18 protein-coding genes are annotated in these 15,566 nt (G+C 44.6%); 16 read left to right on the top strand and 2 right to left on the bottom strand.

The features are described 5' to 3' along the window. Window positions 1-59: 59 nt before the first annotated feature. The 4 genes from JNUCC31_RS23185 to JNUCC31_RS23200 all read left to right on the top strand — a co-directional run bounded on the left by JNUCC31_RS23185 (window position 60) and on the right by JNUCC31_RS23200 (window position 3,788). Window positions 60-917, top strand: a complete 858-nt coding sequence (locus tag JNUCC31_RS23185) for an ABC transporter permease (protein WP_177185780.1) — start codon at window positions 60-62, stop codon at window positions 915-917. Between the two features lie 16 nt (window positions 918-933). Continuing rightward, the gene (locus tag JNUCC31_RS23190) at window positions 934-1,806 is read left to right on the top strand and encodes a carbohydrate ABC transporter permease (protein WP_192265145.1); all 873 of its coding nucleotides are present in this window, start codon (window positions 934-936) and stop codon (window positions 1,804-1,806) included. A gap of 421 nt (window positions 1,807-2,227) precedes the next feature. Then, window positions 2,228-2,848: a zinc dependent phospholipase C family protein gene (locus JNUCC31_RS23195; RefSeq protein ID WP_192265146.1), complete on the top strand. Its 621-nt coding sequence runs from the start codon at window positions 2,228-2,230 to the stop codon at window positions 2,846-2,848. A 298-nt stretch (window positions 2,849-3,146) separates the two neighbouring features. Beyond that, on the top strand, window positions 3,147-3,788 hold the full coding sequence (locus JNUCC31_RS23200; RefSeq protein WP_192265147.1) for a FusB/FusC family EF-G-binding protein: 642 nt from the start codon (window positions 3,147-3,149) through the stop codon (window positions 3,786-3,788). Between the two features lie 183 nt (window positions 3,789-3,971). Here the strand turns inward: JNUCC31_RS23200 and JNUCC31_RS23205 are convergent, their stop codons facing one another. Beyond that, window positions 3,972-4,559 carry an NAD(P)H oxidoreductase gene (locus tag JNUCC31_RS23205; RefSeq protein WP_192265148.1) on the bottom strand — a complete coding sequence of 196 codons (588 nt, stop codon included), beginning with the start codon at window positions 4,557-4,559 and terminating at the stop codon, window positions 3,972-3,974. Between the two features lie 354 nt (window positions 4,560-4,913). Here JNUCC31_RS23205 and JNUCC31_RS23210 point away from each other — a divergent pair, with 354 nt between their 5' ends. The 8 genes from JNUCC31_RS23210 (at window position 4,914) to JNUCC31_RS23245 (ending at window position 10,045) form a co-directional block, all read left to right on the top strand. Then, complete coding sequence (locus JNUCC31_RS23210) at window positions 4,914-5,243, top strand: winged helix-turn-helix transcriptional regulator (protein ID WP_192273264.1); 330 nt, start codon at window positions 4,914-4,916, stop codon at window positions 5,241-5,243. A gap of 133 nt (window positions 5,244-5,376) precedes the next feature. Next, window positions 5,377-5,643, top strand: a complete 267-nt coding sequence (locus tag JNUCC31_RS23215; protein WP_192265149.1) for a hypothetical protein — start codon at window positions 5,377-5,379, stop codon at window positions 5,641-5,643. Window positions 5,644-5,677: 34 nt separating this feature from the next. Continuing rightward, window positions 5,678-6,220: a MepB family protein gene (locus JNUCC31_RS23220; protein WP_228469203.1), complete on the top strand. Its 543-nt coding sequence runs from the start codon at window positions 5,678-5,680 to the stop codon at window positions 6,218-6,220. Window positions 6,221-6,490: 270 nt separating this feature from the next. After that, window positions 6,491-6,907, top strand: coding sequence for a MerR family transcriptional regulator (locus JNUCC31_RS23225; RefSeq protein WP_192265151.1), 417 nt, complete (start codon window positions 6,491-6,493; stop codon window positions 6,905-6,907). Between the two features lie 25 nt (window positions 6,908-6,932). After that, window positions 6,933-7,904, top strand: coding sequence for an aldo/keto reductase (locus JNUCC31_RS23230; protein ID WP_192265153.1), 972 nt, complete (start codon window positions 6,933-6,935; stop codon window positions 7,902-7,904). 373 nt (window positions 7,905-8,277) lie between these two features. Further along, window positions 8,278-8,481: a hypothetical protein gene (locus tag JNUCC31_RS23235; RefSeq protein WP_192265155.1), complete on the top strand. Its 204-nt coding sequence runs from the start codon at window positions 8,278-8,280 to the stop codon at window positions 8,479-8,481. A gap of 150 nt (window positions 8,482-8,631) precedes the next feature. Beyond that, a complete protein-coding gene (locus tag JNUCC31_RS23240) occupies window positions 8,632-9,486 on the top strand; it encodes an MBL fold metallo-hydrolase (RefSeq protein WP_192265157.1) in 855 nt (284 codons plus the stop codon). 259 nt (window positions 9,487-9,745) lie between these two features. Beyond that, complete coding sequence (locus JNUCC31_RS23245) at window positions 9,746-10,045, top strand: SHOCT domain-containing protein (protein ID WP_192265159.1); 300 nt, start codon at window positions 9,746-9,748, stop codon at window positions 10,043-10,045. Between the two features lie 146 nt (window positions 10,046-10,191). Here the strand turns inward: JNUCC31_RS23245 and JNUCC31_RS23250 are convergent, their stop codons facing one another. Then, window positions 10,192-11,160: a cation diffusion facilitator family transporter gene (locus tag JNUCC31_RS23250; RefSeq protein WP_192265161.1), complete on the bottom strand. Its 969-nt coding sequence runs from the start codon at window positions 11,158-11,160 to the stop codon at window positions 10,192-10,194. A 404-nt stretch (window positions 11,161-11,564) separates the two neighbouring features. Between JNUCC31_RS23250 and JNUCC31_RS23255 the strand changes: the two genes are divergently transcribed. The 4 genes from JNUCC31_RS23255 to JNUCC31_RS23270 all read left to right on the top strand — a co-directional run bounded on the left by JNUCC31_RS23255 (window position 11,565) and on the right by JNUCC31_RS23270 (window position 15,481). Next, window positions 11,565-12,242 (top strand): response regulator transcription factor, encoded by a 678-nt coding sequence (locus JNUCC31_RS23255; RefSeq protein ID WP_192265164.1) that lies wholly within the window; start codon window positions 11,565-11,567, stop codon window positions 12,240-12,242. Further along, complete coding sequence (locus tag JNUCC31_RS23260; RefSeq protein WP_192265166.1) at window positions 12,239-13,615, top strand: sensor histidine kinase; 1,377 nt, start codon at window positions 12,239-12,241, stop codon at window positions 13,613-13,615. Before JNUCC31_RS23255 ends, JNUCC31_RS23260 begins: the two co-directional genes overlap by 4 nt. 67 nt (window positions 13,616-13,682) lie before the next feature. After that, window positions 13,683-14,807 carry an ABC transporter permease gene (locus JNUCC31_RS23265; protein WP_192265168.1) on the top strand — a complete coding sequence of 375 codons (1,125 nt, stop codon included), beginning with the start codon at window positions 13,683-13,685 and terminating at the stop codon, window positions 14,805-14,807. After that, complete coding sequence (locus JNUCC31_RS23270) at window positions 14,804-15,481, top strand: ABC transporter ATP-binding protein (RefSeq protein WP_192265170.1); 678 nt, start codon at window positions 14,804-14,806, stop codon at window positions 15,479-15,481. Before JNUCC31_RS23265 ends, JNUCC31_RS23270 begins: the two co-directional genes overlap by 4 nt. Window positions 15,482-15,566: the final 85 nt, after the last annotated feature.

Here is a 15,566-nt window from a genome sequence, read left to right on the forward strand (position 1 = left end):
GGAGCAAGCCGAACAGAAGAACAAAAAAACGCTACAAACAACCATGGATTCTGCACTTCATGGTGTTGCCGGCGGCTATTATGGTCTTTATATTTTCATACATTCCGATGTCCGGGATTTTGATGGCATTTCAGGATTATAAACCTGCACTGGGATTTTTCGATTCCGAATGGGTCGGACTGAAGCATTTCAGATACATGTGGGAAAATGATTATTTCCTGCAAATTACGTGGAATACGCTGTTTTTTGCCTGTTCCAAGATCGTCATGAACCTGATCATTCCGTTTATCTTTGCCTTATTGCTTAACGAGGTACGGAAGATGGCGCTGAAAAGAACGATTCAAACGCTCGTGTATCTTCCACACTTTCTGTCCTGGGTTACGTTGTCAGGTATTCTGATCGACATTCTGGCCCAGACGGGTATTGTCAATCAGTTCCTGGTTTCGGTATTCGGCATCAAGCCGATCTTCTTCCTGGGGGATGGCAGCTGGTTCCGGTTCACGATTATTGCGAGTGATGTCTGGAAAGAGTTTGGTTTCAACACAATTATCTTCCTAGCGGCACTGTCCGGCATTAACCCTGCACTTTATGAAGCAGCTGAAGTGGATGGAGCGGGACGCTGGAAGCAAACGATGTATATTACCATCCCGGCACTGATTCCCATTGGGATTGTAATCGCAACGCTGGCACTGGGTAATGTGCTTAACGCCAACTTTGACCAGATCTTTAACTTATATAGTCCGTTGATTTATCAGCAAGGGGATATTATTGATACGTTTGTATATAGAGAAGGTCTGCTGAGTGGGCAGTTCAGTTTCGCTACCGCTGTGAATCTGTTCAAATCGGTCATCAGCCTGATCCTGATTGTGATCTCGTACCGACTGGCTTACCGATTCGCTGGATACCGAATTTTCTAGAAAGGAGGACGAACGAATGTATCATAAAACGATGCCTTACCGCATATTTAGCATATTCAACAATGTGTTCCTGACCATCCTTTCACTGCTCTGCTTGCTGCCTTTGTATCACTTGCTCATGGTATCACTTAGCGCATCCGCACCTGCAAATGCTGGTCTCGTCACGTTCTGGCCAATTGGATTCACACTGGAGGCGTATGCGAAGACATTTGCCAATACAAACTTCCTCTCCTCCTTATGGGTATCTGTGGAGCGGACGGTACTCGGTACTGGACTTGCGTTAATTGTTAATACGCTTGCAGCCTATGCGCTCTCCAAAGAGACACGGGTGTTCCGCGCACGTAATATCTATCTTTGGTATTTTGTCATCACGATGCTGTTCAGCGGTGGCCTCATTCCGGGGTATATCCTGATTCTGAAGCTGGGACTGATGAACACATTGCTGGCCTTGATCTTGCCGGGATTGGTTGCGGTGTTCAACATTATTCTGTTGCTGAATTTCTTCCGTACCGTTCCGAAGGATCTGGAGGAAGCTGCATTTATCGATGGCGCAGGACATTTCCAGACGTTTATCAAAATCTATCTGCCCGTCTCCGTACCCGTTATTGCAACGGTTTCACTCTTCATGATGGTTGGGCATTGGAACGCATACTTTGATGGGATTATCTACATCCGTGACGCGGAAAAGCTGCCACTTGCGACTTTCATGCAGACGATCATCGTACAGGCCGATATGTCGAAGCTTGATCCAGAAGCGGTGAAGAACCTGTCCCAACGGACGATTCGTGCTTCGCAGATCTTTATCAGTGCGCTCCCGATCTTGCTGGTGTATCCGTTCCTGCAACGGTACTTTGTAACCGGGATTGTGGTTGGGGCTGTGAAGGAGTAGTTAAATGTAGAGGTTAGAATAGGGTTGTAAAATGGAGTCACTGAACTGGGGAAGGCCAGGGAGGTGGCTTCTTTTTTGTTGTGGAATAGAAGTATATTACCTTTAATTGAATAAAATGGTACTATGAGAATTGAATTAATAGCATGAGTCTTTCGCCAAGGCCACATACTCGTTTCGCCAGCCTATATTACGAATGTACTAGATTTCGATGTGCCTGGTAAAGGGATATGGTGGGATAACGAAGCCAAAAGTGTAATTTTTGCATATGTCGAGTCTGGAAGAATGATTTTCAGGGAAGCTAGGAAGCAACCAGACACACTCAGCATTCGCTGGGTCGTTAATACAGGAACGTTAAACGATTTCGTTAAACTGGAAACATCCAGGCTCGATCTCAAATATTCGTTGAAGGGTAGGAGGATATATGGGTTCAAGAATAATGCATCTGGTAATTGCAAATAGAATTGCTGATAGCCTATCAATCAAAGATAAGATACCTTTTTTACTTGGAAGTATCGCTCCGGATGCTGTTTCATCAAAAGATTCGTCACATTTCTTTGCTGGTGAAGTACAAGATTTTTCAAGGAACGTTGACTACAAAGGCTTTATACATAAATATAGTTCGCAAGCAGAAGACTTATATGTACTTGGTTATTTTACACATTTGATTGCTGATGATATATGGTTGAAAGGTTTCAATCTGCCTTGGTTAAAAAACAGAATGGATGCAGACGCTGGATTATATAAACTGTATCATAATGATTTCAGAATATTGAATGGGAAGTTATTAGAGCATTATGGATACACAGATGAATTAAGAAGGTCGCTGAATTACACTCCTACATTACCTGAATTAGATGAAGTTAAATCAAAAGATGTCGAAAAATTCGTTCCATATGTATTGGGTGATATGGAATATGATAACGCAATATTGAATGAAAATCTTAATGTTTTTACGTTTAACCAGATCGTTGGATACTTAGAGACATCAGTCGATATGGGATTATTGAATATGAGGTATGTAAAGATAAAGTATAATTTGTAGGCTCTATTTCTGAAAAGTGGAGATCGGAACGAAGCCCGTTGCCCCTACAGCCCCAATCCTGCTATAATTTGGGTATATCAATTGCATTGGGGGTTATACCGTGGCAATATTGGCAGTGCCGGATTGCTCGTTCGCTAGAAAGGCCTTACGCAAAGCCTGAATAGGGGCGGACTTTGTGTAGGGCGCGACGAGAATGAAATCGATCGCCCTGAGAGTGTCATCAACATAACGTTTCACCCCGCAGGCTTTGCACCTTATCTTATTCGCTTTTCCTAATAAAAATAAGGGGCTGAAAGCCATGCAAACACCATTTATTCACAATCATCAATTCAATTACATTCACAAACAAGCTGATTTCCTGCTCAAAACGTTACGCTCGGTTGTGGATCGAAAAGTACTGGAAACTGTGCGCTATACAGTTGGCACGAATGCAGTGGGCATCTTTAATGAACTGACTCCGGAGCAGAAGGAACTGCTGGAGCAGTTATCGACGTATGAGACGACACATGACTTGCAGACGTATCTATACCAGCTCGAATCACATCTAATTCCGTTTCCGCAAGTATCCGCGAAGCAGATTCAGAAGCTGTTTCCCAAGGTAAAGAAGCTTAAAGTGCCGGATCTGGAATCCATCGATTACGCACGTACAACTTATCTGAGATGGACCGATATTGGTACCGATCGCTTGTTCATCGTGTATCCGTACGAAGGCAGTTTCCAAGGGATTGAGGGGCGAATTACGGCGACGAACAAGAAGGGATACTGTATGTTCTGTCATCGCCATCAGGAGCTTGGATTCTTCAACGTGAAGACCAAGAACCATACGCCGGATAACATTTCTTCCGTTGCCCAGTACGTATGTATGGATAACACGGTTTGTAACCATAGCATCACCGATACCACCATGCTGGAGAGGTTTCTTCTCTCGACAGTAAAATAAAGCAAGGCACAAAGACAGGTCGCTCTTCGGAGCGACCTTTTTTCATGTTAAAGGGTAGTTTTCTTCCTACCGTAAACGCGAGAGGTTGGCGTAATGGTTAACGTGATTTATTTTCACAAAGAAGGCTTCAAGCCATAGAAATTAAAACAGATCTTCAGACTTCATATTGGGGTTGTAATATCGTTATAGAGTCGGATTTTCGCTGGCATAGTTTAATCCCAATTGATGCGCCTGCTTCAGCAGCGTCTCGTAATGCTCAGGCTTGGCATCCAACGTTTCATATAAAAATTCAACGCTCGACTGGGACACGCCGCAGTAATCGGCAATACCGACATTGAGCAGATTGGCGATCGATTGCCCATAGTTGCGCTTATGCATCTGTTCTTCCGTCACGCCGGAAAGAGCGATCCACAATATCTGCTGATGAGGAAGTTTGTTCGCGCCATAGGCAAACCCGTTATTCATGACACGATCCACATATCCTTTCAGCATGGCTGGCAGATGCCACCACCATAGGGGAAACACGAAAGCGACAGCATCGTGCTTCTTCAAACGCTCCATTTCCGTTTCAATCTCAGGGGAGAACACCTGACGTTCTTGGGTGTAATCCGGTTCATCTGCTGCTCGCAGGACAGGGTCGAAACCTATCTCATGCAAATCCAATATCTCATAACCGTGACCAGCCTCAGCAAGACCCTGTACAAAACGATCAGCTACCTGAAAGGTCAGGGAATCTTTTCTTGAATGCGATACAACGACTAATACGTTCATAACTGAATGTCACTACCTTTCTGCATTGCTGTCTTGTAGCCATGAATCAATGGCTGATGCTATTATAAACAGGTATGAAAACATCTGGAAGTACGCACTTTGATGTTCTATAGGAAGAACGAAGTGCCATAGGAACATTAAAGTACCCTAAATCACTGCCTCGAAATGGGGCTAAAATAACGGATGAAGAGAAGGAAGGAAGAAAGTAATAAATAAAGTTAGAGGTAAGAAGAATGAAGGTACTGTTTTCGTCTCAGCGAGAGGTTAATGAAGGAGGGATACAAGTTGACGGAATATGGAAAAACGGGTTCTCCCAAAAAATATAAAGTTGGCGTGGAAGCGGCCTTGGAAGTGATGGGTGGGAAGTGGAAGCCTCTGATTATTTATCATTTGATGACAGGACGGAAACGCACGTCGGAGCTTCGACGATTGATACCGGACATTACCCAGAAGATGCTGACAACACAGCTCAGAGGTCTGGAAAAGGACGAGATTGTGCAGCGCAAGGTATATTCGGAGGTTCCTCCTAAAGTGGAATATGAGTTAACAGACTACGGCTGGGGACTCAAGCCTGCCCTGGACCATTTGTGCTATTGGGGAGAGGAGCATCTGGAGAAGGTTCACGGGGATAAGTTCAAGGTTTTGGAGGACTTCGATTCTGAAGGAAAGGGGGCGAGAAAATGAATGGTGCAGAGCACCTGAATCAGGGGGTTCCCATTCGTTGTGAAGGAGTGGCTGTAGTTCTGGTGGAAGAAGAGCCCCAATCAATACCTTGTACTGATGCTGAAGCGGGCTGGTAGCTGGAATTATTCGAAGTATGTTAATCAACCCAACGACAGAAGAGATCAATGATCTGTTCAAGATGCATCATATTAACGACGAAATCACTGAAATTCAACGTTTGTCAGGTACCACAGCTGGACGTGTTTTTCAATTGAGTATGAGTCTAAATAAGGACTATATTCTGAAATTAGATGAACCCGAACAGATTCACATTGCACAGCAGTTTTTAAACATGTATAAGAATTCTGCGTTATTGCCTGAAGTTTTGTTAACTGATCCGGATAAGACTTATTTTATTTAGACTAGACTAGACAAGACAGGAGAGATATCACAAGTTGGATAACAAAAATAGTTCGAATGCTTGGACAACCTCCGATATGCTTCACAGCGACTTACTTGCCAGTAAGGAACTTATCTATGACAAGTGTGGCTTTGTTTGCTCACAACCAGATGAAGAAGTACAAAATGCTGAATACGGGGCGTATGTATTTACGTTAAATGCTCTCAACATTCGATTTCGCGTCGCTAAAACAACCCCAACCAAGATCGGGCAATTTGTTACCCTCTGGCAGCGGAGTGAGGATGGATCGACACAGCCATATGACGGATCAAATCCAGCAGATGTGTATGTCATTAGTACGCGAACAGGCAGTCACTTTGGTCAATTCGTATTTCCGAAGCATGTATTGTTACAGCGAAATATCCTATCGGATCAAGGCAAAGGTGGCAAGCGCGCCATACGTGTATATCCGCCTTGGGACAAGCCAACAAGTAAACAGGCTCAAAAAACGCAGCAATGGCAACTGGAATACTTCATGGAAGTACCTTTTACCGAACCGTTGAACTGTGATCAAGCCCGGGTACTTTATGACACCTAACAATTAAAGTAAGTGAAACAATTGCTCAGATTCTCCAAGTTCTTTTCCTCCGAATCCCAGCTTTTCACCGATCTTTTCGACATATCTCCTCTATCCGTTATTTTTCAGTACTGAAGCGTGTGCTAGGTCCTCCATTTGTTAAAAATAGTGAACGTCAGTTCATTTAAATTTTTTGAAATTTGTGCTTGCCTTAATGCGAACATTAAGCCTTAGGATGTAAAGAACCGCCCAATTGCATCCAAAAATGAACATAAAGGAGGAGTCAGCATTATGGCTTTTTCGATAAAAGAAGCTTCGGAGCGGCTGGGTTGTCCTGCACATAAAATTCGTTATTACGAGAAGGAGGGACTGCTCCCTTACATTAGGCGGGATCAATATGGAAATCGGATGTTCGAGGAAGAACATTTGGATTGGATGAGACTAATGTCCTGTTTCCGGGCAACGGGTATGAAAGTATCTACACTGAAACATATGGTTAGTCTGGCACTGGACGGGGATTCAACCATTCCACAACGGAAAGCGATCCTTTACGAATATAAAGAGGAATTACATCGCCGCCAACTTGAAATTGCCGAAGCACTTGCAGCGGTAAATAACAAATTGACGATCTATGAAGACATAGAGACAGGAAAGCTTTCTTCAGAAAGCAAGCTGCTAGATCAAATGGAAAGCATCGGCAAAGACTAATAGTAACGGATGGAGAGATGGAGAAATGAAGCAAAGAGTGCTGGGAAATAGCGATATAGTCGTATCTTCGATTGGATTGGGAATTATGGGCATGTCTCCGGGGATGTATGGGGAAACCAATGATGAGGAGTCAATAAAGACCATCCATCACGCGTTGGAGATTGGTGTTACACTGCTAGATACAGCTGATGTGTATGGTAATGGTCATAATGAAGAACTACTGGGGAAAGCGCTGAAAGGACGTCGGGATCGGGCCATTATTGCTACCAAATTCGCGTATACCCCAAACTATGAGACGTTGAATGGTCATCCAGATTACGTGAAAAAGGCTGTAGAAACAAGTCTTCGCAGGCTGAACACCGACTATATTGATCTGTACTATCAACATAGAGTAGATCCTCAGATTCCAATTGAGGAAACTGTTGGCGCGATGGCTGACTTGGTTAAAGAGGGGAAAGTCCGCTGCCTTGGCTTGTCGGAAGCATCGGCTTCCACTTTACGCCGTGCACACGCCGTTCATCCGATTTCTGCGTTGCAGAGCGAATATTCCCTGTGGAGCCGGGATATTGAGGACGAGATTCTACCGACTGCGAGAGAATTGAATATTACACATATTGCATACAGTCCATTAAGCAGAGGGTTTATCTCAGGTGAGATACGGAAATTAGAAGATTTGGATGTTCATGATCTGCGCAGATATATGCCGAGGTTCCAAGGAGACAATTTCGCCAAAAATATAGAAGTTGTAGATAAAATCAAACAGATTGCGATGGAGAAGAGCTGCACGCCTGCACAATTGGCTTTAGCTTGGACTATGGCTAATAACGCATTGCCGATTCCGGGAACGAAACGAATCAAATATTTGGAGGAAAACGCGAACGCTGCAACAATTGAACTGACACCTGATGACTTAGCTCGTATTGAAAAGGTAAGTCCCCAAAATGAGGTGTATGGAACACGTTATATGAAAGAAATGATGACTCAGCTCAATGGGTAAATAATGTCCTTATAACTTGTTATTAGTAGTGAAGTAGTTGCTCAGTAAAATAAAAATATAGAATACAAATAGAGACTCTCCTTTAGTGGAAGTCTCTATTTGTATTGATCCCAATCGAGAGACACGAATGTTGAAAGCGCGAGTGGATTCCATAGATCATATGAAGATGCTACGATGTTTGCGAGATGGTTAAAGAGTGTAGTACCATGCGGAATGTTGATAGCGGACAGGCAGGGGAGTCGAAAAGGCAAAAAAGAAAGTATGATTTAGTGGAATATCCTGTATAATTTAGAGAACAAACATGTGCAATTCTGTAGAGAATGAAGGATCTACGATTGGAAAATAAGGTGTTCAGATTGCGATTTTGGCATTCATGGGTATCATTGTTCTGAGTAAAGCAGGATTGCTTTGGCCTCAGTGGTCTGTTTTTGCAGAGACAGCGATCTGGTTTATCGTCGCGTATTTAGTACTTGGGACGATTTTGAATCTGATTACGAGAAGTGTATGGGAACGAAGAATCTGGGCGCCCGTAACGTTGTTAATGCTGATAACGAGTATAATCATTGCCATTTTATAACATAGCGTTGAAATATTGATTACAGATTGAAAGAGGTGATTCCATTGGTAAACCCATAAACGGAGAAAAATCCATGTATTAGCTTGAATAAGCATGCGGTTTTTCTCTGCCTATGATATGAAAATACTCATATAGAGGAGAAGAATTGACATGTTAAATCAATTAAGCGATTCCATTTATTATATGTCCAACGATAATGTTAGAGAAAGACCGGTACTAGGCTTGGTGTGTGGGGAAAAACATAGTCTGGTGATCGATGGTGGAAATTCGGTTCAACATGCTAGAGACTTTATCGAGGAAATTCGATGCTTAGATGTGCCTCCCGTTCAGTATGTGGTTATTACGCATGCACATTGGGATCATTTTTTGGGAATGAATGAATTCGGTGCGACGATCATCGTTAATCGGTTAACGAATAAGCGCTTGAACGACTGGAGATCTTTTTCCTTCGATGATCAGTCACTTCGTGAGTATGTAGATGCCGATATAATCAGCGCGCATTGTATGGAAATTATACAGGCGGAGATCCCGACGAGAAAATCATTTCTACTAGATAAGCCCGGTATCGTCTTTAAAGATTCCCTCCACATTGATCTGGGGAACAAGCTCTGTATGCTGGAGAGGATTCAAAGTACGCACACGGATGATTCAACAATTGTTTATATTCCTGATGAGAAGACTATTTTTCTCGGAGATAGTCCTTATGGAACAACAACGGATAAATTGTTTCATTTTAAGCAATCCTTGCTAGACCCCATGATACGAGACATGCAGATGTATGATGCTGAGCATTTCATTCTCGGACACGAGTCTATCTGTGATCAGGAAGAGATGGATATATTCTGGAGGGAGCTTACAACCAGTTGCAGAGCGGTGACATCTACTTCCTTGGAGCAGGCGATAACATCTTTTGAAAAGGAACAGCTGCGGGAGCCTAATGGGAATGAACTCTTCTTCTTGAAAGCATTTGTTAATGATCAACTGTTACAGGCACAGAAGAAATAGATGGACAGTTCGAAAGTAACTAAATACGGTGACTTTTAGATTGGTTATGCGGTTTATAAGATCAAAGTTTCTTAAAGAGAATTTGAGCTTGGATCGAAGAGCCCTGGCATATGTGCTAGGGTTCTATTATCCGAAAGGAGAGGTAGTATTGCGAAGCAACAAATTCACACCGTATTTAAGTTTTATAGGTTTTAGTCTTCTGATCGACCTTTCCTGATTTTGAATAGAAAGATACATAACATTTAGGAGGAAAATTCAATTGAAAGCACTATCGATCATCAGCCTTATTTGGTACATACTTAATTTTTTATTAATAGCAGTTTTTTTTCTAGACGATTCACCAGAAAGTTCGGATTCCGCAGCAGGAATGGGAATCCTTGCTGTCTTATATGCTCTGCTTTTCTCCATTCTAGCCTTGATTATATCTGGCAAGAGAAAAAAGGCCCCTGTGAATGTACATGAACAACTGCTACAGTTGGGTGAATTAAAAGAGAAAAATATCATATCGGAATATGAATTCGATCAGAAGAAAGAGAAGTTACTCTCCAGATACAAGTAGTCCAGAGTGTGACAAGGTAGAGATTCATTCGATTTTATGCTCTTATGCTCATGCTAAATGCATAAATTCTCTAAACAAAAAAACAGGGCGTTCCCTTTTACGGGAATCTGCCCTGTTTTTGTTTACAACTATATTTTATACCCATCTCAATGGTTATGATGCGCGTGGGCATCTGGTGCGTCGCCTTTGACCGTACATAGCACCGAGGTATCATGCAGATGTTTCTCGGACTCCACCTGGAGCGTCACATGTTTGATTTCTTTATGCTCCAGCATATGTTCAATCTTCTGAACCAGGATCTCGGATGCATAGACATCCATCGTTCCATCTACGACAATATGAGCAGTCAGCGCGTTCAGGTTACTGGTGATGGACCAGACATGCACATCGTGTACGCCTTTGACGCCATCCACTTGTTTGATGGTCTCCACCAGCTCATTCACATCCACATTGGCCGGAGTACCTTCCATTAAGATATGCAGGGATGATTTGGTGACATAGAATCCACTACGCAATACCAGTGCCGCGACAATTACACTCGCAAGTGGATCGGCCCAACCCCAGCCAAAGAACATCATCAGCAAAGCCGCTGCAATGGCCCCAACCGATCCCAACATATCACTGATGACATGTAGATAAGCACCGCGCATATTCAGGTTTTTCTCCGTATCGCTCCCTCGCATCATAATCCAGGCCACCAGAACATTGATGAGCAGTCCAATGATACTGATGATCAACATACCTACGGTTGCGACTTCTGGCGGGTTGATAAATCGACCAATCGCTTCGTAGAAAATGTAGAGCGCGATGGCGATTAACGTGATTCCGTTTAACGTGGCTGCGAGAATCTCAAAGCGTCTGTACCCGTACGTTTTGCCTGAGTTCACCGCTTTTTCGCCAAAGGTGAACGCCAGCAAAGCGATTCCCAAAGCTATCGAATCAGACAGCATATGACCTGCATCGGAGATGAGCGCCAAACTGTTCGTGATATATCCGCCAACGGCTTCAACAATCATATAAACGGTAATAATGATGAAGGAAAACAATAGTACTTTCTTGTTGTTCGTGTGAGCATGATTGTGTCCATGGTCGTGATTGTGGTGATGTTCAGACATATGAAATCCTCTCCTTTGGAGCATTGCTCCGGTATGTAATATGCTTTTTTTATGATTAAAAGTGATCCTCGGCAATGATTAATCACTTATAAATGAATATATGAGCATTTGTTCATATGTTATGGTTTTATTATAGGCGCGCCTGATCAACGTGTCAACCAGATTTGAGAAAATATAAACAAGGCCCACGTGGCTTCACTGCATGTTCGCTGGCGATTTACGTTGCTTTTGTGCTACCATCTGTGCATGGATTAATGTCGAGGGAGTTCTCGCTATTAATAATAAAATAAAGAATATATAAGTTTAAACTAATATTTACACGAGCGATCACAATAATGTCCTGACCTTGTAGTGGCTAGTGTAAACTTATTCATTCAACTTATACAGAAGGGATGGACAACGATATGAAGCATCTGCTTCTGGCGGACGACGATGCCAATATTAGAGCACTCCTCCGGCATGTCATGACCAAGGAAGGGTATCGGGTGCATGAAGCACAGGATGGGTTGGAAGCAGTCAAGATAATGCAAGCAACGCCGATTGATCTGGCGATCCTGGATGTAATGATGCCAGGCATGGACGGACTGGAGTTATGTGATTTTATTCGCCAACATTATGACATTCCGATTATGCTGCTAACTGCACGAGATCAGCTATCGGATAAACGGGATGGGTACTTGAGAGGTACGGATGAGTATGTGACGAAGCCTTTTGAGCCCGAGGAACTGGTCTACCGGGTTAAGGCATTATTTCGCCGATACCATCGCACGTCCAGTGATATCATTCGCATGAATCGCATCGTGATTGACCGGAACAACGTGGAGGTCTCCGATGGGCAATCGATTCTCTTTTTGCCAATGAAGGAGTTCGAGCTGCTCTCCCAGCTGGCACAGTTTCCGGGTCGTTTATTCTCGCGAGATGAACTCATTCGGCTCGTCTGGGGAGCGGATTACGAAGGAGATGACCGCACCGTGGATGTGCATATCAAGCGGCTGCGTGATCGTTTTGCCGATTATGCGGATGATTTTGTCATTCAGACGGTACGGGGGATTGGTTATAAGATTGAGGTGAAAGCGCATTGAGATCACTGTACTTTCGGGTGTTCATGATTACAATCGCGGTGATTCTGGTCAGCGCCATGCTGGGTTTTCTTTTATCCAATATTTATTATCATGCGAAGTTAAAGTCTTTCAATGACGAGAAGTTAGTTAGCATTGCAACGCAAATGAAGCAGTTTGTGGAGCAGGAACCCGCTACGGTAGAGCATTACCTGAACAATGCCGCAGCGCTCGGCTACGAAATATATGTGACGGATGGAAAAGGGTATGACCAATTCTATGGCCGTGAATTCCGCCAGAAGGATCTGGACAAGCAGGCTGTAGATCAGGTATTAAGTGGTGAGATATACCACGGCGTCGCCGAGTTTCCCAGCAAACCTTTCATTACCGGGTTCTTTGATAATCAATTGAGCAATACCGTTGGTGTTCAGCTACAGATGGGCAATGCTCGTTATGCCTTATTTATGCGGCCGGATATCATTTTGCAATTTGGTGAACTACGTATCTTTTTTGCGCTGATTGGAGCATTTACGGTGGGCATTAGCATTCTGCTCTTTATAATCAGTACCCGCTATTTGGTGAATCCGATTGAACGTCTGTCCGAGGCGACCAAGCGCATTGCCCAAGGAAACTATAATCTGAAATTACGTACCACGCGGCGTGACGAGATTGGGCAGCTGGCCCGGCATTTCATGACCATGAGTCGTGAGTTGGAACGGGTAGATCAGGCGCGTCAGCAGTTTGTATCCAACGTATCACATGAAATTCAATCTCCGCTGACCTCCATTCAGGGTTTTGCCCAACTGGTAGGAGATCGGGCTCTGCCTGAACAGGAACGGGAGCACTACGCCTCTATTATTGAGGAGGAGAGTCGCCATCTCTCGTTGCTGAGTAAACAGTTGCTGCTCCTGTCCTCCCTGGAACAAGGTCATGAGGATTTGACCAAAGTGAGATTCTCTCTGCGAGATCAGTTTCGCCAAGCGGTTCAGGTGCTGCAATGGCAGCTGGAAGAAAAGGAACTGCTGTTACGAATTTCGGTGCCCGAATCCATCAAGCTATGTGGCGATGAAGTATTGCTCATGCAGGTATGGATGAATCTGCTGGGTAATGCGGTGAATCATCTTCCACAGGGGAGAAGCATCGAGATTCATGCCGAGGAGACCAACGCCCAGTGCGTGATCCATATTCAGGATACAGGGGACGGGATTGCTGCGGAGCATCTGCCTTTCCTGTTCGACCGCTTCTATCGGGTGGACCGTGCGCGTGAGCGTTCTTCTGGCGGAACCGGGCTTGGTCTTGCCATTGTGCAGAAAATTATCCGAATCCATGAGGGCACGATCGAGGTTGCCAGTTCAGCTGAAGGAACAGTCTTTACGGTGACGCTGCCCCAAATGTAATCTGTTATTCATTTTCCGTTCATTTTCGCCTCCTATACTTGGGTTATCAAGAGGGAGGTCAGAAAACATGTATTTGGCTATTAGGGAAATGAGATTTGCCAAAGGGCGGTATGCGTTAATTGCTACAATCATGGTGCTTGTTTCATTTCTGGTTTTATTTGTTACAGGTCTAGCACAGGGGCTGGCGTATGACAACGCGGCTTCGATCAAAAATATGGCAGCAACCCATTTTGTTCTGGAGCAGGATTCGAATCATCGTTTTACCCGGTCCCAGTTGGGGCAGGATGAGCTTGAACAGGCGCGCTCCGTGGTAGGTCAAGAGAACGCTGAGCCGCTGGGTGTGAAAATGACAACAGTCAGTCCAGCTGGTGACACGAAGAAGATTGATGTAACACTATTCATGGTGAACCCGGAAGGCTGGCTGGCTCCAACCGTAACGGAAGGCTCTCCAATCACGGATCTGAAAGACGGGCAGGTTGTGGTGGATCAAAAGCTGTCTGAATCCGGCGTGACCATTGGAACGGTATTGGTCGATCAAGCGTCGGGAACGGAGTGGACCGTGGGCGGATTTGTGGAAAATGAGTCCTTCAGTCACTCACCGGTTGTGTTCCTGAACGAGCAGGAATGGCTCGCTATTCAAGAAGGCTCCCGAACTTCGCAAGGAAAAGTAGACTCCAATGCGCCTGTATATAGTGCGATTGCCGTTAAAGATGAAGGCGAGAAGGTAGACAGCCTCAGTACCGCTTTGCCGAATACGGAAGTGATTACGAAGTCCGATGCGGTATCGGCCATTCCTGGGTACAAAGAAGAGCAGGGCTCGCTGCTCATGATGATTGCCTTTTTATTTGTCATCTCGGCGTTTGTGCTTGCGGTATTTTTCTACGTCATCACGATTCAGAAAACGAGTCAATTTGGCATTTTGAAAGCCATTGGAACACGGAATTCGTATCTGGCTGGCAGTGTCTCATTACAAGTATTGCTTCTGTCCGTCGGCAGTCTGGTGATTAGTGTTCTGCTGGTTCAGCTATTTGAATCCATCTTGCCAGCTTCAATGCCGTTTCAATTAGGCTTGTCCACCCTGGCACTAACCTGCGTGTTGTTCGTGATAATGTCTATGGCAGGTTCGTTATTCTCGGTGTGGAAGGTGACCAAAATTGATGCGCTTGATGCGATTGGGAGGACAGCAGCATGAGAAACCGACTGGTATTGCAGGGAATTACACAGACTTTTGAAGATGGTGGAGTCAAACGGACGATATTGGATAAGTTGGATCTTAAGGTGGCCGAAGGAGAACTCGTCGCGGTCATGGGGCCTTCCGGCTCAGGCAAAAGTACATTTCTGTCCATCGCAGGTGCACTCCTTGAACCGACGGAAGGACAGGTTCTGCTGGATGGTGCATCGATTATGGGCAAAAACAAACAGGACATATCCGATGTGCGGCTCCAGCAGCTCGGGTTTATTTTTCAAAGCGCCAATCTCATTCCGTATCTGAAAGTGGAAGAACAACTAATGGTGGTTGCCAAACTTGCCGGGACGGACAAAACCAAGGCGGCGAAGCGAGTCGATGAGCTGCTGGATACGGTAGGCTTATCGCATCGGCGTAAGGCATATGCCGAGAAGCTTTCCGGCGGGGAACGCCAGCGGGTTGCCATTGCCAGAGCATTGATGAATGATCCGGCCGTCCTGCTCGCGGACGAACCGACTGCCAGTTTGGATGCGGAACGTGGACTGGATATTGTGAGCATGATTGCACGGCTCGTGAAGGAGCAGGGCAAGAGTGCAGTCATGGTTACACATGATGAGCGGATTTTGCCGCTATGTGATCGGGTTCTCTTTTTGGAAAACGGGAAACTGGTACACCATTAGCACTCAGAGTGGATAGTGTAATCATTCTTTAGTTCAACTGAAATAACATGAGAAGGTCCATGGATTCCCGATGGGAAAAGTGGCC

Source organism: Paenibacillus sp. JNUCC-31, assembly GCF_014844075.1.
Lineage (GTDB): Bacteria > Bacillota > Bacilli > Paenibacillales > Paenibacillaceae > Paenibacillus.

Coding starts and splice junctions, on each gene's coding strand:
- JNUCC31_RS23225 (WP_192265151.1), top strand. CDS start 6,491: ATGGCTTTTTCGATAAAAGAAGCTTCGGAGCGGCTGGGTTGTCCTGCA.
- JNUCC31_RS23235 (WP_192265155.1), top strand. CDS start 8,278: ATGGGTATCATTGTTCTGAGTAAAGCAGGATTGCTTTGGCCTCAGTGG.
- JNUCC31_RS23255 (WP_192265164.1), top strand. CDS start 11,565: ATGAAGCATCTGCTTCTGGCGGACGACGATGCCAATATTAGAGCACTC.
- JNUCC31_RS23230 (WP_192265153.1), top strand. CDS start 6,933: ATGAAGCAAAGAGTGCTGGGAAATAGCGATATAGTCGTATCTTCGATT.
- JNUCC31_RS23190 (WP_192265145.1), top strand. CDS start 934: ATGTATCATAAAACGATGCCTTACCGCATATTTAGCATATTCAACAAT.
- JNUCC31_RS23240 (WP_192265157.1), top strand. CDS start 8,632: ATGTTAAATCAATTAAGCGATTCCATTTATTATATGTCCAACGATAAT.
- JNUCC31_RS23210 (WP_192273264.1), top strand. CDS start 4,914: ATGGGTGGGAAGTGGAAGCCTCTGATTATTTATCATTTGATGACAGGA.
- JNUCC31_RS23205 (WP_192265148.1), bottom strand. CDS start 4,559: ATGAACGTATTAGTCGTTGTATCGCATTCAAGAAAAGATTCCCTGACC.
- JNUCC31_RS23250 (WP_192265161.1), bottom strand. CDS start 11,160: ATGTCTGAACATCACCACAATCACGACCATGGACACAATCATGCTCAC.
- JNUCC31_RS23270 (WP_192265170.1), top strand. CDS start 14,804: ATGAGAAACCGACTGGTATTGCAGGGAATTACACAGACTTTTGAAGAT.
- JNUCC31_RS23200 (WP_192265147.1), top strand. CDS start 3,147: ATGCAAACACCATTTATTCACAATCATCAATTCAATTACATTCACAAA.
- JNUCC31_RS23215 (WP_192265149.1), top strand. CDS start 5,377: ATGTTAATCAACCCAACGACAGAAGAGATCAATGATCTGTTCAAGATG.
- JNUCC31_RS23195 (WP_192265146.1), top strand. CDS start 2,228: ATGGGTTCAAGAATAATGCATCTGGTAATTGCAAATAGAATTGCTGAT.
- JNUCC31_RS23185 (WP_177185780.1), top strand. CDS start 60: ATGGTGTTGCCGGCGGCTATTATGGTCTTTATATTTTCATACATTCCG.
- JNUCC31_RS23265 (WP_192265168.1), top strand. CDS start 13,683: ATGTATTTGGCTATTAGGGAAATGAGATTTGCCAAAGGGCGGTATGCG.